Source organism: Nocardioides jensenii JCM 1364 = NBRC 14755, from assembly GCF_001552535.1.
Lineage (GTDB): Bacteria > Actinomycetota > Actinomycetes > Propionibacteriales > Nocardioidaceae > Nocardioides > Nocardioides jensenii.
This window is the reverse complement of record NZ_BCRJ01000057.1, coordinates 14,325-39,933: the sequence shown is the minus strand read 5'-3', so window position 1 is coordinate 39,933 and position 25,609 is coordinate 14,325. Positions and strand designations below refer to the sequence as shown.

Here is a 25,609-nt window from a genome sequence, read left to right as displayed (position 1 = left end):
GGGCGGGCGGGCGGGCGGCCCGACGGTGCAGGGTTTCACGCAGATGTTGCGCGAAACCCTGCACCGTCGGCGGCCAAAACTCTCAAGCCGCCTCCCGAAGTTGCGGCGCCTGACACAATGACCCACGTGGCGCAGCAGGGTGCGGGAAGACGGGCAGGATCACGGCGGGGGCCAAAGAAACGGTCACTCCCGAACAAACGCGTGCTCGTGCTCAGCCTGGCGATCACGCTGTGCGTCGTCGCCTGGGGCTACCTCGTCTACGCCGCGATCGACTTCGGCTCGACGGCACGTGGCGGCGAGTCACGAGCCTGGGGCTTCCTCGCGCTGGCCTGCGTCGGCGCAGCGGCCTGCCTGTTCGCCGGGATGATCCTGGTCGGCCGCCTGCTGCGTGCGGCAGGCATCATCACCGACCCCGCGTCGATGCCCACGCAGGTGCCCCGGCTGGTGTCGAACATTCCAGCGCCCTTGCAGGAGGCAGACGGCCACGCGACGAACGGACACGAGACCGGCTGGCCCGCCGCGACGGAGCAGACGGCGCCGCTCCCGGTCGTTCCCGCGGCTCGACAGCAGGGCGGCAAGCGCGCCGCTCGCTGAACACCGGCCCGAGGACGACCACCTCAACAGTTAGGCTAACCTAACTTGGTGACGTCGCCGATCCCTCCGACCGCGTGGGCCCTCCTCCTGCGCGGGTTGATGCGCAACCGGTGGCCGATGGCGGCCAGCTTCGCGCTGCTCAGCCTCTGGCAGGTCTGCGAGACGATGGTGCCGGTGATGATCGGCGTGATCATCGACCGCGCGGTCACCACCGGCGAGGTCCGCGAGCTGGTCATCACCGGTCTCGGGCTGGTGTTGCTGTTCACGGTGCTGAGCTACGGCTACCGGTTCGGCGCACGCATCGGCTTCGGCGTGGTGCAGCGCGAGATGCACGAGGTGCGTGTCGAGATCGCCGCCCATGCCCTGCACCGTCGCGGTGCACGCAGCAACCTGATGCCCGGCGAGACACTCTCCCTGGCCACCGCGGATGCCGAGATGGTCGGGCTCGTGCTGCGCTCGATCGCCTTCACCGTTGCCGCCTTCTTCTCCGTCGTCGTCGCCGCCGTGCTGCTCTTCAGCATCGACGTCGTGCTCGGGCTGGTCGTCGTCATCGGTGTACCGCTGGTGCTGCTGCTCGCCCAGGTCGTCACCCCGGCGATCTCGCGACGCACCGAGCACCAGCAGGCCACCATCGCCGAGGCCACCGGCGTGGCCACCGACCTGATCAAGGGCCTGCGCGTGCTCAAGGGCATCGGCGCCGAGGCTGTTGCCGGATCGCGATATCGCAGGCTCAGTCAGCATGCGCGCACGGCGAGCATCGCCAGCACGTCGTCGTACGGCCTGATGACGGGCCTGACCGCCGGCCTGAGCGGGCTCTTCCTCGCCGTCGTCGCCCTGATCGCCGGCCATCGAGCACTCTCGGGCGAGATCACCGTCGGCGAGCTGGTCGCGGTCGTCGGGCTCACCCAGTACCTCGCCGAGCCGCTCGGCATGCTCGGCGACATCAGCGCCCACGCGGCCCGCTCCCACGCCTCCGCCCGACGCATCGTCACGTTCCTGCACACGCCACCGCTGGTCGAGGCGGGTGGCTCCTCCGCCGGCTCGCACGAGCTCACGCTGCGCGGTGTCCACGCCCCGGGGATGGACGGCCTCGACCTCACCTCCGCGCCCGGCGAGATCCTGGGCCTGGCCGTCGCCGACCCCACCACCGCCGGTTCCCTGGTGCGGCTGCTCGCCGGCGAGCTGCCGCCCGGCGCCGGCGTGGTCGCCCTGGGCGGGGTTCCGCTTGCCGAGCTCACCACCGACTCGCGCCACGCGCAGCTGCTGGTCAGCCCGCACCACGTCGACCTCTTCGAGGGCACCCTGCGCAGCAACGTCGACCCCCTCAGCGCCCTGGACGACGCGGCCCTGCAGACACTTCTCGAGGCCTCGTCGGCCGTCGACGTCGCTGCGCTCGACCCGGCCGGTCTCGACCAGCCGGTCAGCGCCGACGCCAGCACGTGGTCGGGTGGCCAACGGCAACGCATCGCGTTGGCCCGCGCACTGGCCGTCGACATCCCGTTGCTGGTGCTGCACGACCCCACGACCGCGGTCGACGCGGTCACCGAACACCGCATCGCGGCCGGGATCCGGGCCATGCGCGGCACGGGACGGCGTACGACCTGGCTGGTCACCAGCAGTCCGGCACTGCTCGCCCAGGCCGACCGTGTCGTGCTCGTGCGCGAAGGACGGGTGGTCGCCGAGGGCAGCCACCACGACCTTGCCCACGATGCGGCGTACGCCGAGCTGGTGCTGCGATGAGCGCCACCACCGAGCGCGACATCCTGCCGATCGCCACCCGCGCAGAGACGTCAGCGCTGGCCTGGCGACTGGTCAAGAGCCACCGCCTGCCGCTGATCCTCTCCACGATCTCGTTCGTGATCGCGGGGCTCGCCGCACTCGTGGCGCCCTGGATGCTGGGCAGCATCGTCGACCTGGTCCGCGAGGACGCGGCCCCCGCCGACATCAACCGCGCCGCTGTCATCATCGCAGTGGCTGCCCTGGTCGGCGCACTGGCCACCTGGGTGTCCGTGGCCTGCCTGGCCCGCGCGGGCGAGCCGGCCCTGGCGCAGCTGCGCGAAGACGTCCTCGACAAGGCACTGGCCCTTGACTCGGCCCGGGTCGAGGCTGCCGGCACGGGCGACCTGCTCTCCCGGGTCGGCGACGACGCACGCTCGGTGGCGGAGTCGCTCACCGAGATCATCCCGACTCTGGTCAACTCCCTGGTGCTGGTCGGGTTCACCGCGGTCGGGCTCTTCGCGCTGGACTGGCGACTCGGCATCGCCGGCCTGTGCGCCGTGCCGTTCTATGTGCTGGGACTGCGTTGGTACCTCCCGCGCTCGGGTCCGTTCTACGCCCGCGAACGCGTCGCCCAGGGCGAACGAGCCCAGGCCCTGGTCAGTGGGCTGCAGGGCGCCGCGACCCTGCGCGCCTACTCCCTCGAGGGCGGCCAGCTCGAGGTGATCACCCGACGCTCCGACGAGGCCCGCGGCATCACGGTCACCGTCTTCGCGTTGCTCACCCGGTTCTTCGCCCGCTCCAACCGAGCCGAGGTGATCGGGCTGTGCCTCGTGCTCGGCACGGGCTTCTGGCTGGTGCGCGCCGATGAGGTCACCGTCGGCGCGGTCACTGCCGCGGCGCTCTACTTCCACCGACTGTTCAACCCGATCGGCGCGCTGCTGTTCATCTTCGACCAGGTGCAGTCCACGGGCGCCTCACTCGCCCGCCTGGCCGGGGTCGCCCAGATGCCACCGGCACCCGCCGGCACCGCCACCACTCCTGGGGAGCCCGGACCGCTCGTGCTCTCCGCGGTCGGACATGCCTACGTCGAGGGCCGGCCCGTGCTCAGCGACGTCACCGTCACCATCGCCCCCGGAGAGCGGGTGGCCGTGGTCGGCGCGACCGGCGCCGGCAAGACGACGCTGGGCGCGATCGCGGCCGGCGTACTCCCGCCCACGGCCGGTGCCGCCACCTTGGCCGGCGTGTCGTACGACGACCTCGCGCCGGCCGGTCTGCGTTCACGGGTTGCGTTGATCAGCCAGGACTTCCATGTCTTCTCCGGCACCGTGCGTGACGCAGTGACCCTGGTCGACGAAGCCGCCGACGACGTCTCCGTGCGCGCCGCGCTGGCCGGAGTCTCCGCGCTCGGGTGGGTCGACGCCCTGCCCGACGGACTCGACACCCGGGTCGGCGGAGGCGCCCACCACCTCACCCCCGCGCAGGCGCAGCAGCTGGCGCTGGCCCGGATCGAGCTGGCAGACCCGTGGTTCGTCGTCCTGGACGAGGCGACCGCCGAGGCCGGTTCGTCCGGTGCTCGTGACCTGGAGCAGGCCGCGCTCGCGGTGACCCGGGGCCGCGGGTCGTTGGTGGTCGCGCACCGGCTCACCCAGTCCGAGTCGGCCGACCGGGTCCTGGTCATGCACGAGGGCCGCATCGTGGAGCAGGGCAGTCACGACGAGCTGCTCCACGCAGGCGGCCGCTACGCCGAGTTGTGGGCGGCCTGGTCGGGTGCGTGAAATCAATGGAAACGCTCACTCGCCGTCCGCGCTTGACCTAGCCTGATCCCCGTGCGCCCACAGGCGTGCCTTCATCCGATGAGGGGTTCACATGTCTGTCCGCGCGCTCGTTGCCCGCACCAGCATCTTGACGCTCGCACTGACCGGCCTGGCGGGCGTGACCGGCGCGGCGGGAGTGGCCACGGCCTCGAGCGTCGCATCGTCGAGCGTCACGTCGTCGAGCGTCACGGCCGACGACTTCGACGACCTGCCCACCGAGGCGACCTGCACCATCACGCGGGCCGGCCAGGGTGCCGCGATCCCCGCCAGTCCCGTGTTCCAGACGACGTCCGTGAGTGCCACCGTCCCCGTGGCGGCCTACCGGCCCGGGACCGTGATCTCGGCAACGGCGACCTTCGCGATCACGCACCCCGCGCCGAACAACCTCACGGTCAGCCTGGCGACGCCGGACGGCAGGTCCGGCACCGCCACCTCCGCCTCCCCGATCGGTGCCTTGACGGGTGGTCAGGCCAACGGGACCTGGACCCTGAAGGTGACCAACACGCCACCCTTCCTGCAGAGCAGCCCGGCCGGCACCCTGACGTCGTGGTCGGTCAAGGTCGTCTACGACTGCGACATCGACGACGACTCCTGGGAGAACAGGAAGGACAACTGCCCCGAGGTCGACAACTACGACCAGGCAGACCGGGACGGCGACGGCCTCGGCAACGCGTGCGACCCCGACATCGACGGCGACGGCGTGGCCAACGCCTCGGACAACTGCCCCGGCCATGCCAACGCCAACCAGCGCGACATGAACCGCAACGGCCTCGGCGACCCGTGCGATCCGGACGCCGACTCCGACGGCTACGAGCGGGGCGACATGTGCCCCCTGGCCGCGGCCTACAACGACACCGGCTGCCCCAAGCGCGCTCGTGCGGCCAGCTTCGCCTACCGGGTGCGGACCAAGCGCTTCGAGGGTCGCCTCACCTCGACGCTGGCCGCCTGCCGCTCCCGCCAGGTGGTCAACCTCATGCGCGTCATGCCGGGGACCCGCCGCGCCGCCCGCGTCGGCAGGGTGCGTACGACGGCCGCGGGCAACTGGGTGCTGCGTCGCGCGGGCCGCAAGCCCGGCAGGTTCTACGTCGAGGCGCCGGTCTCCTTCGTGACCTTGGGTGAGTGCCGCCCGGCGCGTTCGAAGGTGGTGCGGGTACGCCGCTGAGGTCTCCCGCCGCTCGCTCCTCGGACACCGAGTACCCGGTCGAACAATTGTTCGGCCGGGTTCTTGCATCGTTCGAACACATGCTCTACCGTCGTACATGTGTTCGATCGAAAGTTTGATCGATCCCCTGCTCCGGAAGCCCGTTGTCGGTGGTCGTCTGTAGACATTCGTCGGACACAGACCACCCCCTTCCCCCGGAGGTCCCCATGAGCACCATCACCCTGAGCCCGACCACGCTGAGCCCGACCACGCAGCGCTCGACGACGCAGCGCTCGGCCGGCCAGGTGCGCCTGACGCGTCGCGGTCGCCTGGCCGTCTTCGTCGCCGCGATGCTCGTCGTGCTCGCCGCCGCCTTCCTCTTCGGCGCCTCCTCGATGGCCACCAACCACGCCGGCGTCGATCAGCCCACCCGGGCCGTGACCGTCGAGGCAGGCGACACCCTGTGGGCGATCGCCGCCGACCTGGCCGAGGACGGCGAGGTGCGCGAGATGGTGCACACCATCAAGGAGCTCAACGCCCTCGACTCCTCCATGCTGGTCGCCGGCCAGGAGATCTACGTCCCGCTCGACTGAGCGCCACACAGCTTCCGCAGGTTCGACTCGACCCCGGCCTGCGGATGGGGAAGACAAAGGGCGGGACTCCCACGCGAGTCCCGCCCTTTGCGCTTCCCGACAACCCCGATCGACCACCTCGAAATCGACCCACGACACGTTCGAACAGGTGTTTGAACCGACGGGCGAATCGGGCTAGGTTGAGAACCCCACCAGGACCAGCACTGCGGAAGGCACCCCGATGGCATCGAAGGACAACGTCGCCGAGTTCCCCGACGGCCCCCCGGACGCGACGGGACTCACGCCGCGCCAGCAGCGCATCCTGAACACGATCCGCGACTCACTCGAGAACCGCGGCTACCCGCCGAGCATGCGCGAGATCGGCGAGATCGTCGGGCTGACCAGCTCCTCCTCGGTCTCCCACCAGCTGAAGGTGCTCGAGGCCAAGGGCTTCATCAAGCGCGACCCGAACCGACCCCGCGCGATCGAGGTGTTCCTGCCCGAGGTGCTGGCCGCGCGCCGTTCGATCAGCGCCGCCGACGACACCGGCATCGACGAGACCGGCATCGGCGACGCCATGCCCGCCGCCACCTACGTGCCCGTGGTGGGGCGCATCGCAGCCGGTGGACCAATCCTGGCCGACGAGCGGGTCGAGGAGATCTTCCCGCTTCCCAAGACCCTGGTCGGTGAGGGCACGCTGTTCCTGCTCGAGGTCTCCGGCGACTCGATGATCGACGCGGCGATCTGCAGCGGCGACTACGTCGTGGTCCGCCAGGAGCAGACCGCCCGCAACGGTGAGATCGTGGCCGCCCTGATCGACGGCGAGGCCACCGTGAAGACCCTCCAGCGCAAGGACGGCCAGGTCTGGCTGATGCCGCACAACGACGCCTACGACCCGATCGACGGCACCAACGCCTCGATCCTCGGCATCGTCACCGCGGTCCTGCGCCGGGTCTGACCAACATTCGGCTCGTCTCGACGAGTACCACGAAACGTACCGCCGAATTCGTGGCACGATCACGCCATGCTGCGCGCCACGACCCTGACCCTGACCTCCGTCTGCATCCTCACCCTCGGGGCGCTTGTCGCCGTTCCGGCGAGCGGCACTGCGGGGAGCGGCACCGCGGGGAGCGGCAGCCCCGACGGCGGGCGTGACCTCACCTCCGCAGGCGGCCAGCGCGTCGCCCCGTCAGAGTTGAAGGACGCGGCAGCGCTGGCCGGGCAAACGGTCGACCAGGTCACGGACCTTCTCACCGAGGATCCGTCCGCACGGCTCACGGGCGGCAACCGCCTCTACTACGCCGACACGTTCGAAGGTGCCGGGGCAGCATCCGACGCCGAGCCGGCGGCCCGGGCCTCGGCTCCCCTGTCCCAGACCTTCCGGCTGCACAGTCGCCCCGGCTCCCGCCGTACGATCTATCTCGACTTCGACGGCGAGCGGGTCTGCGACTCCGAGTGGAGCCAGGGCCTGCGCCCGCGGTGCTATGACGCGCCCGGCTTCGACACCAACGGCCGTGCCGGTTTCGGTGCCGGCGAGCGCCGGGCGATCCAGAGCACGTGGCGCCGGACCGCGGAGGACTACGCCCCCTTCCAGGTCGACGTCACCACCGAGCGCCCACCTGCCGATGCGCTGACCCGTTCCGGCTCCGCCGACACGACCTTCGGCGTGCACTCGGTGATCACCGGCTCGACCACGATCCGCAACCAGGTCTGCGGTGGTCCGGGCTGTGCCGGAGTCGCGTTGGTCGGCGTGTTCAACCACCCCGCCGCCAACGGCGCCCGCGTCTTCTGGGTCTTCCCGCGCGAGGTCGACAACCGTCCACAGCAGATGGGGCTCGTGGTCGCGCACGAGGCCGGCCACACCTTGGGGCTGAGCCACGACGGCAAGAACGGCAACGCGTACTACACCGGCCACGGCATCTGGGCCCCGATCATGGGCTCCTCGCTGCGCCCACTCACCCAGTGGAGCCGCGGCGAGTACGTCGGCGCCACCGAGCGCGAGAACGACCTCTCCGTGATGCGCGCACACGGGGCGCCGTACCGCGCCGACGATCACGCTGCGCGGTTGAGCCGGGCCACCCGCCTGCGCTCCGGGCTCGCGCGGGCCGGAGTGATCGGCAGGCGCAACGACACAGACGTGTTCCGCCTGCGCACGACCTGTCGAGCCCGGCTGAGCGTCCAGGTCGCCAACGCGCCGTACAGCCCGAACCTCGACGTGTCCCTGACCCTGCTCAACCGCAACGGCCGAGTGCTGGCCAGGCGCAACCCGCTGTCGGCCCGTTCGGGCTCACCGACCGGCCTGGACGCGAGCTACGTCGGGACCCGCACGGCCGGCACCTACTACGTGCGCGTCGACGGCGTCGGTGCTCGAGACCCGCGCAGCACCGGCTACAGCGACTACGGCAGCCTGGGCAACTACCGGGTGAAGTTCCGCTCGCGCTGCGGCGTGCGCTGACCGGAGTCACTCGAACTCCAGGACCTTTGCTCGCTCAGGCGCCGGCCAGCCGCTTGAGCGCATTGCGAGCGATCTGCGGGTCGGTGGTGGCCCACATCGGCGGCAGGCTGGCCTTGAGGAAGTTGCCGTAGCGCGCGGTGACCAGGCGCGGGTCGAGCACCGCGACCACGCCCCGGTCGGTGTGCGTGCGGATCAGGCGGCCGGAGCCCTGCGCCAGCAGCAACGCGGCGTGGGTGGCCGCGACCTGCATGAAGCCGTTGCCGCCCGACTGGTCGGCGGCCTTCTGGCGCGCCGACATCAGCGGGTCGTCGGGCCGCGGGAACGGGATGCGGTCGATCAGCACCAGCTGGCAGGTCTCGCCGGGCACGTCGAGGCCCTGCCAGAGGCTGAGCGTGCCGAACAGGCAGGTGTGCGGGTCGGCCACGAACTGCTTCTGCAGCTCGGCCAGCTGGGCCTCGCCCTGGGCCAGCGTGGTCAGGTGGGGCAGGCGCCTGCGCACCTCGTCGGCGGCCGCCTCGGCAGCGCGCTTGCTGGAGAACAGGCCCAGGGTGCGGCCGTCGGCGGCGTCGACCAGGTCGACGATCTCGTCGAGCTGCGCCTTGCCGAGCCCGTCGCGACCGGGCGGTGGCAGGTGCCTGGCCACGTAGAGGATCGCCTGCTGGCCGTAGTTGAACGGTGAGCCGACGTCGATGCCCCGCCAGGGCAGCACGTCGTCGGTGCGCTGGACGACCTCGGTGGTGGCGATCCGCTCGGTCGGCCTGAGGCCCAGCGACGAGCCGACGTTGGTGAAGTCACCACCGAGCATCAGCGTCGCCGAGGTGAAGACCACGGTCTTGTCGGTGAGCAGCTTGTCGCGCATCGGGCCCCACACCTGGAGGGGCGCGACGCACAGCTGGGGCCCACCACGCTGGGGCTCGCGGTCGTTGAGCCAGAGCACGTCGGAGTCGAGGTCTGCGGCCATCCGCTCGGCGGTGGTGAAGACCTCCTGCACACCGGCCTTGGCCTGGTTGCGCCCCGGATCGGGGTCGTCGGACTCCTTCGGCATCGCGCCGAGGCAAGCCCGGGCGCCGTCGCGCAGCAGCACCAGCGCGTCGGCCAGCTGCTCGTCGATGCGGTCGACGCGGCCGGCCTCGGTGCGTTCGAGGGCGTCCTTGAGCGCACCGGCCGCGTCGTCGAGCTCGTTGGCCTCGTCGCCGTCGACGTAGCGCTGGGCACGACGTGCGGCTCGTTCGACGTCACTCACGCTCAGCTCGTCGGTGGCTGCCTGCGTGACCCGGGCGGTGACCTCGTGGGCCTCGTCGACCACCACCGCGTCGTAGTCGGGGATCATCGGCACCCCCTCGATGGCGTCGATGGCCAGCAGGCTGTGGTTGGTGATGATCAGCTGGCTCTGGGCCGCGCGCTCGCGGGCCTGCTCGGCGAAGCACTCCTCACCGAACGGGCACTTCGCCTTGGACAGGCACTCGCGGGCGCTGACCGCGACCTGACGCCAGACCTTCTCGGTGTGACGCGGCGCGTTGTCCTTCTCGCCGGTGCCACCCGAGGTGGCCTCCTTCTCGGCCCACTCACGAAGCTTGATCACCTCGGCGCCCATCGACCCGGTCGGCAGCTCGACCAGCGCGCCCTGGTCGTCGGGGGCTCCCTCACGCACGCGGTGCAGGCACGCGTAGTTGGACCGGCCCTTGAGGACGGCGTACGACGTGTCGAGGCCGGGCTTGCCCTTCAACGCATCGACGAGGCGCGGGAGGTCACGCTCGACGAGCTGGTGCTGCAGGGCCAGGGTCGCGGTGGCGACCACGACCCGCTTGTCGTGCAGCAGGCTCGGCACCAGGTAGGCCAGCGACTTTCCGGTGCCGGTGCCGGCCTGGACCAGGAGGTGTTCGTCATCGGCCATCGCCCGGGCCACGGCGTCGGCCATCTGCACCTGACCGGGCCGCTCCTGGCCGCCGAGCGCCTCGACCGCCTCGGCCAGCAACGCGGCGACCTTGGTGGTCTCGGCGGCTTCGGTCATCGTGTGGCTCCGGTCAGGCGGGTGGGGTCTTCAAGCACCCACAGACCCTAGCCGCCGCCACCGACAGAGTCAGACCACGGCGCCGGAGTCGTCGGCCGCGCGGACCTTCTTCTCCTTCTTCTCGCGCGAGAACGGCGAGAACTTCTGAAGCAGGATCAGGGCCGGGGTCGCGGAGAAGACCGAGGAGTAGGTACCGATGATGAGGCCCAGCAGCAGGGCGATCGCGAAGTCCTGCAGCGAGTCGCCACCGAGGAAGGCCAGCGCACCGAGGATGAACATGGCGCCCAGACCGGTGTTGATCGTTCGCGGCATGGTCTCGATGCAGGCCGTGTTGCTGATCTCGGCGAACGTGCCGCTGCGCGTTCCCTGCCAGCGTTCTCGAATGCGGTCGAAGACGACCACGGTGTCGTTGACCGACAGACCGACGATCGTCAACGCGGAGGCCAGGAAGAGCCCGTCGATGGGTTTGTCGAGCCAGGCGAAGATGCCGGTCACGATGAGCACGTCGTGGAACATCGCCCCCACGGCCGAGACCGCGAAGGTCCAGTGGAACCGGAACGCCAGGTAGAGCATCATCACCAGGAGCGCGATGCCGAAGGCGATCAGTGCCTTCTCCTTCAATTCCTGGCCGAGGCTGGCCGCCACCGTGTCATCGCTGAACTGGGTGGTCTTGCCGGCCTCCTTGGTCAGGCCCGCCTCGATCGCGGCCTTGTCCTTGTCGCTGATGTCACCGGCGCGGATGGAGACCCGCTCGACGTCGTCGCTGCCCTTGACGATCTGGACGACGGCCTCGGGCAGACCCACGTCCGCGACGACCTCACGGGCGCTGTCGGCCGTGATCGGCTTCGCGGTGGTGTACTCGAGCGAACGACCGCCGGTGAACTCGAGACCGTAGTTGAGGCCGTGACCGAAGATGCCGATCAGCGAGACGATCAGCGCGGCACCGGAGATGCCGAGCCAGAGCTTGCTCTTGCCCATGATGTTCGGGTTCTTCTTGGTCAGCCAGGTGCGGGCTCGACCGACGTTGGCCAGACCGGTGATCTGCGGGCGCCTGGCCACGAACTTGTTGGAGACACCGATCTCGGTGAGCACGCGGGCGATCACCAACGCGGAGACCATCGACGCGATGACACCGATCGACAGGGTGACACCGAAGCCCTTGACCGACCCGGAGGCCAGCAGGAACAGGAGTACGGCAGCCAACAGGGTCGTGACGTTGGAGTCGATGATCGCGGTCCACGCCTTGTTGAAGCCGATCTGGAGGGCACGTCTCATGCCCGCCTTCGGATTCTCGGCGTACTCCTCCCTCGCTCTCTCGAACACCAGCACGTTGGCGTCGATCGCGAGACCGATGGCCAGCACGAAACCGGCGAGGCCGGGCAGGGTCAGCGTGGACCCGAGCGCCAGCAACATCGCGTAGGAGAGGACGGCGTACGTCGTCAGCGCGACAGCGGCGAGTGCGCCGACCAGGCGGTAGACGATGATGATGAAGAGGCCGGTGATGATCAGGCCGATGATGCCGGCCTCGGCGGAGGCGTCGATCGCCGCGTCGCCGAGGGTCGGGCCGACCGTGCTCTGCGAGATGATCTTGACCTCGACGGGCAGGGCGCCGCCCTCGATCAGGATCGCGAGGTCCTTGGCCTCCTTGTTGGAGAAGCCGCCGCTGATGTTGGTGCCGTTGTCGATGCGGCTGCCACAGCTGACGGTCACACCCGGCGACGAGATGATGTCGCCGTCCAGCACGATCGCGATCCGGTTCTGGTAGTCGCTGGCACACGCCGCCTTGGCACTCAGATCGCCGAAGGCGTCACTGCCCTTGCCGGTGAACTCGACCGTGACCTCCCAGCCGACGCTGTTCTGCGGCTGTACGGCGTTGGCGCTGGTGATGTCATTGCCCGTCAGTGCCGTCGGGCCGACCTCGAGGAACTCCCCCGACTCCGTGTCCTGGAAGATCTCGTCACCCTTCTTGGTGACCTTCGCGTCCTTCGACGCGGCCGGGCCGACGACCGGGTGAACGCTCAGCTGGGCGGTCTTTCCGATCGCCTCGACGGCACGCTCCGGGTCCTGCAGGTCGGGCAGCTCGACCAGGATGCGGTCGTCGCCGACCCGGGTCAGCGTCGGCTCGGCGACACCGAGCGCGTCGACACGACCGCGCAGGATCTCGATCGCGCGGTCCACCGACTCGGCGTTGGCCTTGACCCGACCCGAGTCCTCGGCCTGCAGCGTGATCTGCGTACCGCCACGAAGGTCGAGTCCGAGACGGGGTTCCTTGTTGAGGGCCAGTGCGACGCATCCGGCAAGGAGGCCGATGACGAGCAGGAGCCGGATGAACGCACCACGTGACATGAGCGACATCTTCCCCCACACCTCCAAGTCGCCACGAATCGGGCCACCGATACTCCCTGACGATCCCGTGGCGGATTCCGGATCGTCCCTGACGATCCCGTGGGTGCCGCGTTACTCCGTGAGGGCGGTCGCCACGGCGGCGCCGAACGCACGGTGCCCGGCCTGGGTCAGGTGCAGGTCGCCCTCGAGATAGTCGAGTGGGAGGTCGATCATCGAGATGTAGTCGACCCCGGCCCGCTCGCACTCCTGCGCCAGGACCGTGTCGACCTTGGTGGCTCCCGGCATCCGACGAGGCGCCGGGACCGGCCCGACCACGACCACGTGCAGCGCGTGCAGGCGTTCCAGCACCCGGCGTACGCCGTCCCGCAGCTGCGCCTCGCTCGAGAACACGTCGTTCAACCCACCCTGGAGCACCACCAGATCGGCTCCTCCGCGTGTGGCCCGCGCCGCACGGTCGTCGTACGAGACGCGACCGCAGGGGCTGGCGTCCTCCCCGAAGCCTGAGCCGGAGAAGCCGAAGACGTGCACCTCGCCGGTCAGCTCACGCGGCCAGGAGCGCGCCGGGTCGTCCAGGCCGAGACCGGCGGAGTAGGAGTCGCCGATCACCACGATCCGCCGACCGGCGCCGGTGACGATCACCTGCCGTTCCTTCGACTCCAGAGCGAAGCGCTGGCATCGTGAGAGGTCCTCACTGGTGGCGCGTTCGAACACGGCATAGCTCAACGCCGACGCCAGCACCAACACGAGCAGCACGCCGATGCGCGCCGGCCACCGCGAGCCCGAACGGCTCGTCCCCACCGAGATCCCCACGTCCCCCATTGTCCTCGACCCGCGACGGGTTCTCCCAATCAGACGGCGTACGCCGCGAGCTCGCCGGCGAGGTCTTCGTGCGCGCGGCCTCTGACCAGGGTGCCCTCAGCGGTGTGCTCGAGCGACTCGATCTCGCCGCGTTGGTGCAGCCGGTTGATCAGGTCTCCGCGCTCGTAGGGCAGCAACGCGTTGAACTCGACGCCGGGACGGGGCAGCTCGGACTCGACCAGGGCCAGCGCCTCGGTGATGCCCTCGCCGGTCTTCGCACTGACCACCACCGAGTGCGGCTCACGGGCACGCAACCGGGCCAGCACCATCGGGTCGGCCGCGTCGGCCTTGTTGATCACGATCAACTCGGGCACCTTGCTGGCCTCGATGTCGGCCAGCACCTCGCGCACCGCGGCGATCTGACCCTCGGGGTCGGGGTGGGACCCGTCGACCACGTGCAGGATCAGGTCGGCGTCCGCGACCTCCTCCAGCGTCGAGCGGAACGCCTCGACGAGCTGGTGCGGCAGGTGGCGCACGAAGCCGACGGTGTCGCTCATCGTGTAGATGCGGCCGTCGGCGGTCGTCGTACGACGCGTGGTCGGGTCGAGGGTGGCGAAGAGCGAGTCCTCGACGAGTACACCGGCGTCGGTGAGCTTGTTGAGCAGCGAGGACTTGCCGGCGTTGGTGTAGCCGGCGATCGCCACCGACGGGATGGCGTGGCGCTGGCGCTCGGCGCGCTTGGTGTCGCGGGTGCCCTTCATTGCCTTCAGCTCGCGGCGGAGCTTGGCGATCTTGGTGTTGATGCGTCGCCGGTCGGTCTCGATCTTGGTCTCACCGGGGCCACGGCCACCGATGCCGCCGCCGTCTGCGCCGACCCGGCCACCGGCCTGGCGGGAGAGGTTGCCACCCCACCCACGCAGGCGCTGCTTCATGTAGCTGAGCTGGGCCAGCTCGACCTGGGCCTGGCCTTCGCGGGACTTCGCATGCTGGGCGAAGATGTCGAGGATCAGCGCGGTGCGGTCGATCGCCTTGACCTTGAGCTTGTCCTCGAGGTTGCGCAGCTGGCTGGGCGCCAGGTCGCCGTCGAGGATCACGGTGTCGGCGCCGGTCGCGGCCACGATCTCGCGCAGCCCGTCGACCTTGCCGCGGCCGATGTAGGTGGCGGGGTCGGGCTTCTGGCGGCGCTGGTAGATCGCGTCGAGCACCTCGGAGCCGGCGGTCTCGGCAAGCAGCGCGAGCTCGGCCATCGAGTTCTCGGCGTCCTCGATGCTGCCCTCGGTCCAGACCCCGACCAGCACGACCCGCTCGAGGCGGAGCTGGCGGTATTCGACCTCGGTGATGTCCTCGAGCTCGGTGCGCAGCCCGGCGACCCGGCGCAGCGCGTGCCGCTCGGCCAGGTCCTGCTCGCCGGTGGTCAGCTCTTCGGGGTCGGGACCGTCCGGGGAGACGACCTCGGCGGCCGCGTCATCGGCGTAGCCGGACTCGAAGTCGTCGTCGTCCCAGGCCTCGGTCTCGGCGAGCTCGGCGTCGAGGGAGAAGTCTTCAGATGCGTTCGTCATATGCCTTCAAGAGTAGGCCGCTCCCGGGCGCCGTGCGAGCGAGTTTCAGTTCCGGTGCCCGCTCAGCGGCCGCGGTTGATGCGCTCCGCGAGCTCCTCGGCCGATTCCTCGGTGAAACCGCCGCTGATCTGGGTGCCGTCGTCGAGCTGCTTCCCGCACTCGACCTGGACGACGGGAGCCGAGACGATCTCGTCGTCGATCACGATCGCGATCTGGTTCGCAGGAGGTTCGGCGCAGGCCGCCGCGGCAGTGAGCTCGCCGAACTTCTGGTCGCCCTGGTGGTTGAAGTCGAGCATGATCAGCCAGTCCACGGAGTTGTCCGGAATCTCCGCCCTGGCGCTCGAGATGTCGCTCGCGACCAGCTCCGGAGGGCCCAGCTCGAGGACCTGCTTGCGGTCCGGGTCCTCGAGCACGACGCCGCCCGGGCGGCTCGGCTCGGCATTGACTCCGGGTGCGATCCCGACCACCGGATGGATGCTCAGCTTTGCCGGCTTCGCGGCCGCCGAGCTCGAGACCTTCGCGCGGTCGTCGCTGTCGTCGTCGTTGCAGCCCGTGAATACGACGAGCAGCAGCACGCCGAGGCAGGTCCCGAGACGGCGCATCACTTGGGAGGCATCCGGATCCCACCGTCGACGCGGATGACCTCGCCGTTCAGGTAGGAGTTCGTGACGCACTCGACGACCATGCTGGCCAGCTCGTCCGGCACACCGAGCCGCTTGGGGAACAGCACGCTCTCGCCGAGCTTGGCCTTGAACGCCTCGGAGTCGGGCCCCTCGCCGTAGATCGGGGTGTCGATCAGGCCGGGTGCCACGGTGTTGACCCGGATGCCGGACGAGGAGAGGTCGCGGGCGATCGGCAGGGTCATGCCGACGATGCCGCCCTTGGAGGCGCTGTACGACGCCTGCCCGATCTGGCCGTCGAACGCGGCCACCGAGGCCATGTTGACCACGACGCCGCGCTGACCGTCGTCGTCGGGCTCGTTGCGGCTCATCGCGGTCGCGGCCAGCCGCAGTGCGTCGAAGCTGCCGATCAGGTTGATCGCGATCACCTTGCTGAACGCCCCGAGATCGTGGGCGGAGTCGAACTCGCCGTCGCGGCCGATGGTGCGCTGCGCCCAACCGATGCCGGCGGAGTTCACCAGCACGCGCAGCGGCCCGAGCTCTCCGGCGGCATCGACCGCCTGCTTGATCTGCTCGGTGTCGGTGACGTCGACCGCCACGAAGGCGCCGCCCACCTCGTCGGCCAGGGCCTGACCCTTGTCGGCCTGCAGGTCGGCGACGATGACCTTGGCGCCCTTGGCTGCCAGTTGTCGTACGACGGCCGCGCCGATGCCCGAGGCTCCGCCGGTGACGATTGCGCTTGCTCCGCTGATATCCATGCAGGCGATGCTAGAGCGTGGTGACGCCCTCCGCGACGAGTCTCGCCGGGCCGGTCATCAGGACCCGGTCGTCCTCGGTCCACGTGATCGACAGGGAGCCACCCGGAACGTCCACGACGTACGGCGTACCGCGATCGGCGCCGTCCGCGATCGCGCTGGCGACCATCACCGCACACGCACCGGTGCCACACGACCGGGTCTCCCCCGAGCCGCGCTCGTGCACCCGCATGGCCACGTGCTGGTCGCCACGGCGTACGACGAACTCGACGTTGGCGCCCTCCGGATAGACCGATCCGTCGATCGAGGGTGCCTCGAGGAGTGAGCCGGCGTCCTCGAGCGACTCGACGAACGTCACCGCGTGCGGATTGCCCATGTCGACGCTGACCGCGGCCCAGGTGCGGTCGCCGACGCTGACCTTGGACTCCTGACCGGTCCTCGGGGAGCCCATGTCGACGGTGATCGCGACGTCGCCGTCGTCGGTGGCCGAGAACGTGATCGTCTTGACGCCGTCGCGGGTGGCCACCTTCAGTGGGTCGCGCGGATCGATCGAGGCGTGGGTGGCGAGGTAGAGCGCGAAGACGCGGATGCCGTTGCCGCACATCTCGGAGACGGAGCCGTCGGAGTTGCGGTAGTCCATGAACCAGCGCGCCTCGCCTCGTGCGGCGATCGCGGCCGGGTCGTCGGTCGCGTCGGTGCGCACCACCCGGATCACGCCGTCGCCGCCGATGCCGGCGCGGCGGTCGCACAGGCGCGCGGCCCGCTCGGCGGTGAGATCGAGCTGTCCGTTGGCGTCGGGCAACAGCACGAAATCGTTCTCGGTGCCGTGCCCCTTCACGAAGGCGGTGTCAGTCACCGGGCCATCATCCCATCGCGCAGATCCCATCGCGCACATCCCATCACTGCACGACGCGGTAGCGCCCGCACATGAACGCCCGGTTCTGCGCGACTTCGAGCAGCTCGAGGTCGAGGGCCCTGGGCAGCAGCGGCGCGCCCGCGCCGAGGGTGACCGGCGCGTACTGCACCCAGACCTCGTCGAGCAGTCCGGCGTCCGCGAACTGCCCCACCAGGTCGCCCCCGCCGACCAGCCAGATGTTCCTGCCGGCCGCGACCTCGGTCATCTCCGCGTGCACCTCGCGTACGTCGGCCTGGGTGAAGTGCACGTCGCCGCCACCGTTCTTCGGTGGCAGCTCGCGGTGGGTGAAGACCCACGTCGGGCTGAGGTAGTCCCACGTGTCGTGGTTGCCGACGACCCATTCGTACGTCGTCGCGCCCATCACCAGGGCGCCCTTCTCCGCGCCGAACGCCGGATAGGCCATCGGGCCCTCCATGTCGATGTCCTGCTTGAGCAGCCAGTCGAGCGAGTTCTCCTCGGTCGCGATGAACCCGTCGAGACTGCATGCCGTGTAGTACTGGGTGACCATGCGCCCAGTCTGCCCTCAGCGCCCGATCGCGGCGAGTGCTTTCTCGACCAGTTCCGGGTCGTTCCACGTCAGCCACGTGACTCGCGGGTCCTTGCGGAACCAGCCGTCCTGCCGGCGCGCGAAGCGCCGGGTGGCGGCCTTGGTGGCCTCCTTCGCCTGCTCGAGGCTCAGCTCACCGTCCAGGTGCCGGATCACGTCGGGATACCCGATCGCCCGTGAGGCGGTGACGGCGTCGCGCAGGCCGCGCTCGCACAGTGCCGCGACCTCGTCGACGAAGCCTGCCTCGAACATCTGGTCCACGCGGTGCGCGATGCGCGCGTCCAGGGTGGGCCGGTCGATGTCGACTCCGATCTGGTGCGCGCCCTCGACCTCGTAGGTCAGTCGCGGCAAGCCGGAGCCGTAGGGCTTCCCCGTGAGGCGAATGACCTCGAGGGCCCGCACGATCCGGCGACCGTTCGCGGGCCCGATCCCCTGTGCGGCTCGGGGATCGAGCTCCTGGAGCTGCTTGTGGAGTGCCCCGGATCCTTCGGCCTCGAGCACCCCCTCCAACTCTCGCCGTACGGCGGGGTCGGTGCCGGGGAACTCGAACCTGTCGAGGATCGACCTGGTGTAGAGCGCAGAACCACCGACCAGCACAGGCACGACGCCACCCGCTCGCAGGTCGTCGATCGTGTCGCGGGCCAGCCGTTGGAAGTCGGCGACGGTGGCAACCTGATCGATGTCGAGGAAGTCCAGGAGATGATGCGGGATGCCCCGACGTTCGTCGTACGGAAGCTTGGCGGTGCCGATGTCCATGCCGCGATAGACCTGCATGGCGTCGGTGTTGACCACCTCCCCGCCCAGTCCCTGCGCCAGGTCAAGGGAGAGTCCGGTCTTGCCGGCCGCGGTCGCGCCCACGACCGCGACCACGGGGAGTGAGATGGCGGCCGACATGGGACTACTCTTTCAAACGTATGCCTCTCGGGTCGCGGCAAGTGCGGCCACTGCAATCGAATGGAGCAGAACATGGGTTTCCTCGACAAGCTCAAGGGCAAGGCGGCCGACGCAGTCGACCAGCACGGTGACAAGCTCTCCGACGGTCTCGACAAGGCCAAGGACTTCATCGACGACAAGACCGGTGGCAAGCTCGGCGACAAGGGCGACGCCGCTGTCGACAAGGCCAAGGACGCGCTCGACGGCCTGGACGGAAAGAACGACGACATCAAGTGATGCTCGTGCCGATGTTCGGCTGAACATCGCCTGAACGATTCGACGGGTCCGCTGCCAACGGCATCGGACCCGTTGACAATTTCGGGGCACTCGTGGATTGAATGTCAGGACAAGTCGGGAGCACCCCGACGCCGACCTCCACTCGGGAGATGGTCCAGCGTGAGCGAGCAGCAAGGAAACCTCGGCAGCACGGCAAGTGAGGCCGTCGACAAGTTCGGCGACCAGATCGGTGACTTCGCCGACAAGGCCGGAGACTTCATCGACGACAAGACCGGCGGCAAGTACTCGGAGCAGATCGACTCCGGTGTCGACAAGGTCAAGGACGGCCTGGACGGACTCGACGGGCAGAACGACGACATCGGCACCGCGCCTTCTGAGAGCACGTCCTCCGACACTGCGTCCTCCGACACCGGGTCCCCCGACGCCGGGCAGCCTTCTGACACTGCGCCCTCCGACACCGGGTCCCCCGACACCGGGCAGCCCTCCGACACTGCGCCCTCCGACGCCGGGCAGCCTTCTGACACTGCGCCCTCCGACACCGGGCAGCCTTCCGACACGGGGTCCTACGACACGGGGTCCACCCAACCGACGGAGTCGGGCCAGCCACCGACGGACGCGAGCTCCGACCCGTCCGGCGAGCAGCTGCCCAGCGACAGCAGCTCGACTCAGCCCTCCGACACGGTCGCTCCTCCGGAGCCCGAGACGGAGCCGGCTGGCACGCCCGAGCCGGAGACCCAGCCGAGCTCTCCGGGCGACCCGACCACGCCGCCTCCACCGCCGACCCAGGGCGACTCGTTCCCCGACCCGGGCACCACTGAACCCCCGTCGCCTGTCGACCCCGGCACCGACCCGGCAGGGCCCGGATCGGTGCCGGAGCCCGAGCCCGGCACCACCGACCCCGGCACGACCACACCGGCCGACCCGGGCGTCAACCCCGGCACGACGCCCACAAGTCCCAGCACGACCGAGCCGCCGTCGTACGCCTGAGCAACCTCGCACCATCACCGGCCCGCCACGAGACATCTCGTGGCGGGCCGGTGGCACGACACGGGGCCATGCGTGCAAGGGTCGGGCCATGGTCGAACGATTCGCGGTGATCCCCGCGTCCTACGTCTATCTGCTGCGTGAAGGCGATCAGGGCACCGAGGTGCTGCTCCAGCTCCGGCAGAACACCGGCTACATGGACCAGCACTGGGCCGCGGCGGCCGCTGGTCACGTCGAGAGGGGCGAGTCCGCGTTCGCCGCCGCCCAACGCGAGGCCACCGAAGAGCTCGGCATCACCGACGTCGCGCTGGAGTTCGTCACCTCGATGCATCGCACCCAGGGCGGCGACCCGATCGACGAGCGCATCGACTTCTTCTTCACCGCGCGCTCCTGGGCGGGCGAGCCGACGATCGTCGAGCCCGAGAAGTGCGCGGAGATCGGTTGGTTCCCGCTCGAGGGCCTGCCCGATCCGGTGGTGCCGCACGAGTTGCAAACCCTGCACGCACTGCAGGCCGGCAACGTGCCGGCGTACACGACCGCCGGCTTCTAGTACGCCGCTCCGAGGGCTCGCGGCTTTCGTCACGTCGGCGGCGTGACTAGTGTCGAGGGCTCCAGGTTGAGCGTCCGCGTTGTTCCTTCGACAAGGAGTTTTCATGACCGATCCCGACGACCAGTCCGCACCCGACACCGCTGACACCTCCGGCGAAGGCGATGTCGGCGCGATGCCCGAGGCCACGGCCGAGGCACCGCAGCTCATCCCCGGCGGTGCGGACTCCCTGGACGACCCGAAGTACGGCGACACCCCGGGTGACCCGGTCCCGCGTGACCTCGACCCGAGCGACAACCCTGCAGTCGACCACGAGGAAGTCCCCGACGAGATCAAGCAACCCGACGACAAGCAGCAGGAGCCGTCGGATGGTGACGAGGACCTCGACGCCGGCGAGACGGGCGAGTCCGAACCGCCCGCCTGACGTCGCAGACCCCGGCGGAGCTGACAAGGCCGTGGATTGCAGTCATCTGGTGACTGTGATCCACGGCCTTGTCCGATGTCCGCGGAATTCGGGCCTCGTGCATCAAGGTGCACATCGGCTCACGCTCAGCAGGCGGGTTCTCCACAAGGTCCCGGAACGTGCCTGGTGAAGAACATGGCCACGGTCCACGATCGTGTCCATGGAGAGAATCTCGGAGCTGATCAGGCAACAGGACGGTGTGATCAGCCGGCGACAAGCGCTCGAGTGCGGGCTCACGGACAACGACCTGCGCCGGCTCATGCGCGGACGTCGGTTGGTGCAGGTTCATCCGGGCGTCTACGTCGACCACAACGGGCCGATGAGCTGGCACCAGCGTGCCTGGGCGGCAGTGCTCCACGCATGGCCGGCGGCCCTGTCCCACCAGTCCGCACTGCGAGCCGCCGACGGCCCGGGCAGACGAACCTCGGATCGCTCCGGCCCCCACCCCGACGGACCGATTCATGTCGCGATCGGTCCGAAGCGGACGCTGCTGCAACCAGATGGTGTCGTGCTCCACCATGTCACCGGACTCTCGGAGCAGACCCGGTGGAACACCTCGCCACCTCGACTGCGCGTCGAGGAGGCAGTCCTCGACCTCGCTGCCGAGGCGGCCAGCGAGTTCGACGCGGTGTCCCTGCTGTCCGGGGTCGTCTCGTCACGTCAGACCACCGCGCCCCGACTGTTGGAAGCCCTGGCCGGGCGCGCACGCATCGCCCGCCGAGAGTTCCTGCACGACGTCCTGGTCGATGTCGCGGCCGGGACCTGCTCGGTGCTCGAGCACGGCTATCTCACCCGCGTCGAACGGCCGCACGGCCTGCCCGAGGGCATCCGTCAGGCGGTCGACCTGTCGCGCGGCACGCTCTACCGCGACGTGCTCTACACGACGTTCGGCCAGGTGGTCGAGCTCGACGGTCGCATCTTCCACTCGGGCGCCCGCCACCGGGATCGAGACCTCGACCGTGATCTGGATGCCGCCGTCGACGGTCTGGGCAGTGTGCGACTCGGGTGGGGTCAGGTGTTCGAGCGTCCGTGTCGGACAGCCGAGCGGGTCGGCGCGCTCCTGGCGTCGCGCGGCTGGACTTGTCGGATCACCGCATGCCCCGATTGCTCTCAGCGTGATCTCCGTGGATTGCAGTCACCTGGTGACTGTGATCCACGGAAGAGTGCCTAGCCGATCGAGCAGGAGGGGGCCTCGGGCAGCGGAGCCGGGGCGCCGATCGACGGCATGCCGAGCCCGACGCCCTTCGGCGCGGAGGACCGCCCCTCCCAGGCATCACCGGCACGGGTGCGACGCACCGAGTGCACCGGCCCGTCGGCGATGAGGTGGTGCGGAGCCGCCTGGGTGATCGTCACGGTGACCATGTCGCCCGGACGAACGGGCTGTGGTTTCGAGACGGTGCCTGAGGAGGCGAGGGACGAACCGTCGCGAAGGGCGCTGGTTCCTCGCTCCCCGAGCGCCGAGAAGTCGGCCGCGAAGTGCACCAGCCGACTGTCGGGTCCACGACCGGAGAGCCGGTGCGTGGCGGCGTCCTTGCGCCCCTCGCCTTCGGCGACCATCAGCTCGACGGTGCGTCCGACGAGGTTCTTGTTCTCCTGCCAGGCGATGTCGTTGACCAGTTCGGAGAGCCGCTGGTAGCGGTCGGCCACGACCTCAGGCGGCACCTGGTCCTCGAGCGTGGCCGCGGGAGTGCCGGGGCGCTTGGAGTACTGGAAGGTGAACGCGCCGGAGAACCTCGCCTCACGCACCACGTGCATCGTCTCGAGGAAGTCCTCCTCGGTCTCCCCGGGGAAGCCGACGATGATGTCGGTGGTGATCGCCGCGTCGGGCATCGCCGCACGGACCCGCTCGATGATGCCGAGGAACCTCTTCTGACGGTAGGAGCGGCGCATGGCCTTGAGCACTCTGTCCGAGCCGGACTGCAACGGCATGTGCAGCTGCGGCATCACGTTCGGCGTCTCGGCCATCGCCTCGATCACGTCGTCGGTGAACTCGGCCGGATGCGGCGAGGTGAACCGCACCCGCTCGAGTCCTTCGATCTCGCCGCAGGCGCGCAGCAGCTTGGAGAACGCCTGACGGTCGCCGAACTCGACGCCGTACGCGTTGACGTTCTGACCCAGCAGGGTGATCTCGGTGACGCCGTCGGCGACCAGAGCCTCCACCTCGGCGAGAATCTCGCCGGGGCGTCGGTCCTTCTCCTTGCCGCGCAGCGCCGGCACGATGCAGAACGTGCAGGTGTTGTTGCAGCCGACAGAGATCGACACCCAGGCGGCGTACGCCGAGTCGCGCTTGGTCGGCAGCGTGGAGGGGAACACCTCGAGCGACTCGAGGATCTCGACCTGCGCCTCCTTCTGCACCCGGGCTCGCTCGAGCAGCACCGGCAGCGACCCGATGTTGTGCGTGCCGAAGACGACGTCGACGTACGGCGCCTTCCGGGTGATCGTGGCGCGGTCCTTCTGCGCCAGGCAGCCACCGACGGCGATCTGGAGGTCGGGGTTCGCGGCCTTGATCGGCGCCAGGTGAGAGAGGTTGCCGTAGAGCTTGTTGTCGGCGTTCTCGCGCACCGCACACGTGTTGAAGACGACGACGTCAGCCTGCTCGCCCTCAGGCACGGCGGCATAACCCGCGGTCTCGAGCAGACCGGTCAGGCGCTCGGAGTCGTGGACGTTCATCTGACACCCGTAGGTGCGGACTTCATAGGTGCGGATCGCTGCGTCAGTCATGGCGCCTCAAGGGTACGGCGGACGCGCCCGGAGGTCACAAGCGTGACGACCGTCGCCCGATCGCTGATCGGACACAATTTGGTTTCGGTCGCCACGCAAGCCGGGTCTTGTGGCCCATGTCACAGCAATTCCGGCTAAGTTGCACAGATGACTTTGGTGGGGCAGGAATCCGCAGGCGCCAAGCACGGGGAACCGTTGGTCGTCCTGGAGAACGTGAACAAGTGGTACGGCCAGCTGAACGTGCTCAATGACGTCAATCTGACGATCAAGCACGGCGAGGTCGTCGTGGTGATCGGGCCGTCGGGCGCCGGCAAGTCGACCCTGTGTCGTGCGATCAACCGGCTCGAGACGATCAACGAGGGCACCATCACGCTCGACGGCCAGCCCCTGCCCCAGGAGGGCAGGGCACTGGCCAACCTCCGCGCCGAGGTCGGCATGGTGTTCCAGAGCTTCAACCTCTTCGCGCACAAGACGATCCTCGAGAACGTCACGCTCGGCCCGATCAAGGTGCGCAAGAAGAGCAAGGCCGAAGCCGAGGAACGAGCCAGGGCGCTGCTCGACCGGGTCGGCATCGGCCACCAGGCCGACAAGTACCCCGCCCAGCTCTCCGGCGGCCAGCAGCAGCGCGTGGCAATCGCCCGCGCCCTGGCCATGGAGCCGAAGGTGATGCTCTTCGACGAGCCCACCTCGGCCCTCGACCCCGAGATGATCAAGGAAGTCCTCGACGTCATGGTCGACCTGGCCAAGCAGGGCATGACGATGGTGGTGGTCACCCACGAGATGGGCTTCGCCCGTACGGCGGCCGACCGGGTGATCTTCATGGCCGACGGCGCCATCGTGGAGGAGAACACCCCCGAGCAGTTCTTCACCAACCCCGAGTCCGATCGCGCCAAGGACTTCCTCGGCAAGATCCTCAAGCACTGATCCCTCCACCACTGATCGACAAGGTCCGGACCACCCGAGAAGGAGACTGAGATGCGATTCATCAGGACGAAGGCCGTGCTCGTCAGTGCGGCTCTCGCCGTCACCCTGGCCGCGTGCGGCGACGCAGGCAGTGACGACAAGGGGCGCGACGTCGATGCCGACAAGGATGCCGCGGCAGCCCTGCCCGACGGCAGCCGGATGAAGGAGATCGCCGACTCGGGCAAGGTCAACATCGGGGTGAAGTTCGACCAGCCCGGACTCGGGTTCAAGGGCGCCACCGACGACGTTCCGACGGGCTTCGACATCGAGATCGCGAAGATCCTGGCCTCGAAGCTCGGGCTGAAGACCAGCGACATCAACTGGGTCGAGACGGTCTCCGACAACCGCGAGCCGTTCCTGACCAGCGGCAAGGTCGACCTGGTGCTGGCGTCGTACTCCATCACTGACGATCGTCGCAAGGTCGTCGGACAGACCGGCCCCTACATGATCACCGGCCAGCAGCTGCTCGTGAAGTCCGACAGCGACGTCGACAGCATCGACGACCTCAAGGGCCAGGAGGTCTGCTCGGTCACCGGCTCGACCTCGATCGACGGAATCAACGAGCACGGCGCCAAGGGGGTCGGCTTCGACTCCTACTCCGAGTGCGTCCAGAAGGTCCTCGACGGCACCGTCTCCGCCATGTCGACGGACGGATCGATCCTGATGGGCTACGCCGCCGAGAACGAGGGTGACCTGAAGGTCGTCGGCGACGAGTTCACCGAGGAGCGCATCGGCGTCGGCTACTCCAAGAAGGAGCCGGAGATGTGCCAGTGGATCAACGACAGTCTGACCTCCGCCTTCGATGACGGCTCGTGGGCCGACGCGTTCGAGCTGACGCTGGGCAAGTCCGGCTCGGAGACCCCGGAGCCCCCCACGTTGGACGAGTGCCCCGCCGCCTGATCCTTCGACGAACC

General features: G+C 69.2%; 24 protein-coding genes. 14 read left to right on the top strand and 10 right to left on the bottom strand.

Features of this window, described 5'->3' with window-relative positions; translation table 11 throughout:
* The first annotated feature begins 201 nt into the window (after positions 1–201).
* The 7 genes from NJ4_RS13105 (at position 202) to NJ4_RS13075 (ending at position 8,295) form a co-directional block, all read left to right on the top strand.
* A complete protein-coding gene (locus tag NJ4_RS13105) occupies positions 202–594 on the top strand; it encodes a hypothetical protein (RefSeq protein WP_067435657.1) in 393 nt (130 codons plus the stop codon).
* Positions 595–642: 48 nt separating this feature from the next.
* Positions 643–2,334 (top strand): ABC transporter ATP-binding protein, encoded by a 1,692-nt coding sequence (locus NJ4_RS13100; protein WP_067435654.1) that lies wholly within the window; start codon positions 643–645, stop codon positions 2,332–2,334.
* Positions 2,331–4,088, top strand: coding sequence for an ABC transporter ATP-binding protein (locus NJ4_RS13095; RefSeq protein WP_067435651.1), 1,758 nt, complete (start codon positions 2,331–2,333; stop codon positions 4,086–4,088). Before NJ4_RS13100 ends, NJ4_RS13095 begins: the two co-directional genes overlap by 4 nt.
* Before the next feature lie 91 nt (positions 4,089–4,179).
* On the top strand, positions 4,180–5,289 hold the full coding sequence (locus NJ4_RS13090; RefSeq protein WP_067435648.1) for a thrombospondin type 3 repeat-containing protein: 1,110 nt from the start codon (positions 4,180–4,182) through the stop codon (positions 5,287–5,289).
* Positions 5,290–5,495: 206 nt separating this feature from the next.
* The gene (locus NJ4_RS13085) at positions 5,496–5,861 is read left to right on the top strand and encodes a LysM peptidoglycan-binding domain-containing protein (RefSeq protein WP_067435645.1); all 366 of its coding nucleotides are present in this window, start codon (positions 5,496–5,498) and stop codon (positions 5,859–5,861) included.
* Between the two features lie 220 nt (positions 5,862–6,081).
* Complete coding sequence (gene lexA, locus NJ4_RS13080) at positions 6,082–6,798, top strand: transcriptional repressor LexA (protein WP_067435642.1); 717 nt, start codon at positions 6,082–6,084, stop codon at positions 6,796–6,798.
* A 66-nt stretch (positions 6,799–6,864) separates the two neighbouring features.
* The gene (locus NJ4_RS13075; protein WP_067435639.1) at positions 6,865–8,295 is read left to right on the top strand and encodes a zinc metalloprotease; all 1,431 of its coding nucleotides are present in this window, start codon (positions 6,865–6,867) and stop codon (positions 8,293–8,295) included.
* A 34-nt stretch (positions 8,296–8,329) separates the two neighbouring features.
* Here NJ4_RS13075 and NJ4_RS13070 read toward each other — a convergent pair whose 3' ends face one another.
* The 9 genes from NJ4_RS13070 to miaA all read right to left on the bottom strand — a co-directional run bounded on the left by NJ4_RS13070 (position 8,330) and on the right by miaA (position 18,741).
* Positions 8,330–10,306, bottom strand: coding sequence for an ATP-dependent DNA helicase (locus NJ4_RS13070; protein ID WP_067435636.1), 1,977 nt, complete (start codon positions 10,304–10,306; stop codon positions 8,330–8,332).
* A gap of 69 nt (positions 10,307–10,375) precedes the next feature.
* Positions 10,376–12,652, bottom strand: coding sequence for a protein translocase subunit SecDF (locus tag NJ4_RS13065; RefSeq protein ID WP_067435633.1), 2,277 nt, complete (start codon positions 12,650–12,652; stop codon positions 10,376–10,378).
* 111 nt (positions 12,653–12,763) lie between these two features.
* Positions 12,764–13,462 (bottom strand): SGNH/GDSL hydrolase family protein, encoded by a 699-nt coding sequence (locus NJ4_RS13060; protein WP_169799253.1) that lies wholly within the window; start codon positions 13,460–13,462, stop codon positions 12,764–12,766.
* A 38-nt stretch (positions 13,463–13,500) separates the two neighbouring features.
* On the bottom strand, positions 13,501–15,009 hold the full coding sequence (gene hflX, locus NJ4_RS13055; protein WP_067435627.1) for a GTPase HflX: 1,509 nt from the start codon (positions 15,007–15,009) through the stop codon (positions 13,501–13,503).
* Between the two features lie 62 nt (positions 15,010–15,071).
* Positions 15,072–15,611: a SecDF P1 head subdomain-containing protein gene (locus NJ4_RS13050; RefSeq protein WP_067435624.1), complete on the bottom strand. Its 540-nt coding sequence runs from the start codon at positions 15,609–15,611 to the stop codon at positions 15,072–15,074.
* Positions 15,611–16,387 (bottom strand): SDR family NAD(P)-dependent oxidoreductase, encoded by a 777-nt coding sequence (locus NJ4_RS13045; protein WP_067435621.1) that lies wholly within the window; start codon positions 16,385–16,387, stop codon positions 15,611–15,613. Before NJ4_RS13045 ends, NJ4_RS13050 begins: the two co-directional genes overlap by 1 nt.
* Before the next feature lie 10 nt (positions 16,388–16,397).
* Positions 16,398–17,240: a diaminopimelate epimerase gene (gene dapF, locus NJ4_RS13040; protein WP_245644557.1), complete on the bottom strand. Its 843-nt coding sequence runs from the start codon at positions 17,238–17,240 to the stop codon at positions 16,398–16,400.
* Between the two features lie 43 nt (positions 17,241–17,283).
* A complete protein-coding gene (locus NJ4_RS13035) occupies positions 17,284–17,808 on the bottom strand; it encodes a dihydrofolate reductase family protein (protein WP_067435613.1) in 525 nt (174 codons plus the stop codon).
* 15 nt (positions 17,809–17,823) lie between these two features.
* A complete protein-coding gene (gene miaA, locus NJ4_RS13030) occupies positions 17,824–18,741 on the bottom strand; it encodes a tRNA (adenosine(37)-N6)-dimethylallyltransferase MiaA (protein ID WP_067435610.1) in 918 nt (305 codons plus the stop codon).
* A 72-nt stretch (positions 18,742–18,813) separates the two neighbouring features.
* Between miaA and NJ4_RS13025 the strand changes: the two genes are divergently transcribed.
* From NJ4_RS13025 to NJ4_RS13005, 5 genes are all read left to right on the top strand, one after another.
* Positions 18,814–19,017, top strand: a complete 204-nt coding sequence (locus NJ4_RS13025; RefSeq protein WP_067435667.1) for an antitoxin — start codon at positions 18,814–18,816, stop codon at positions 19,015–19,017.
* Positions 19,018–19,176: 159 nt separating this feature from the next.
* Positions 19,177–20,004, top strand: a complete 828-nt coding sequence (locus tag NJ4_RS26420; RefSeq protein WP_067435607.1) for an antitoxin — start codon at positions 19,177–19,179, stop codon at positions 20,002–20,004.
* An 88-nt stretch (positions 20,005–20,092) separates the two neighbouring features.
* Positions 20,093–20,551: an NUDIX hydrolase gene (locus NJ4_RS13015; RefSeq protein ID WP_067435605.1), complete on the top strand. Its 459-nt coding sequence runs from the start codon at positions 20,093–20,095 to the stop codon at positions 20,549–20,551.
* A gap of 103 nt (positions 20,552–20,654) precedes the next feature.
* Positions 20,655–20,972 (top strand): hypothetical protein, encoded by a 318-nt coding sequence (locus tag NJ4_RS13010; RefSeq protein ID WP_067435602.1) that lies wholly within the window; start codon positions 20,655–20,657, stop codon positions 20,970–20,972.
* Between the two features lie 199 nt (positions 20,973–21,171).
* Positions 21,172–22,182, top strand: a complete 1,011-nt coding sequence (locus tag NJ4_RS13005; RefSeq protein WP_082748530.1) for a type IV toxin-antitoxin system AbiEi family antitoxin domain-containing protein — start codon at positions 21,172–21,174, stop codon at positions 22,180–22,182.
* Here the strand turns inward: NJ4_RS13005 and miaB are convergent.
* The gene (miaB, locus tag NJ4_RS13000) at positions 22,179–23,732 is read right to left on the bottom strand and encodes a tRNA (N6-isopentenyl adenosine(37)-C2)-methylthiotransferase MiaB (protein WP_067435599.1); all 1,554 of its coding nucleotides are present in this window, start codon (positions 23,730–23,732) and stop codon (positions 22,179–22,181) included. The genes NJ4_RS13005 and miaB overlap by 4 nt on opposite strands.
* Positions 23,733–23,879: 147 nt before the next feature.
* On the opposite strand from miaB, the gene NJ4_RS12995 reads away from it, so the two are divergent.
* Both NJ4_RS12995 and NJ4_RS12990 read left to right on the top strand, forming a co-directional pair.
* The gene (locus tag NJ4_RS12995) at positions 23,880–24,656 is read left to right on the top strand and encodes an amino acid ABC transporter ATP-binding protein (RefSeq protein ID WP_067435596.1); all 777 of its coding nucleotides are present in this window, start codon (positions 23,880–23,882) and stop codon (positions 24,654–24,656) included.
* 51 nt (positions 24,657–24,707) lie between these two features.
* On the top strand, positions 24,708–25,595 hold the full coding sequence (locus NJ4_RS12990) for a transporter substrate-binding domain-containing protein (RefSeq protein WP_067435592.1): 888 nt from the start codon (positions 24,708–24,710) through the stop codon (positions 25,593–25,595).
* The last annotated feature ends 14 nt before the right edge of the window (positions 25,596–25,609 follow it).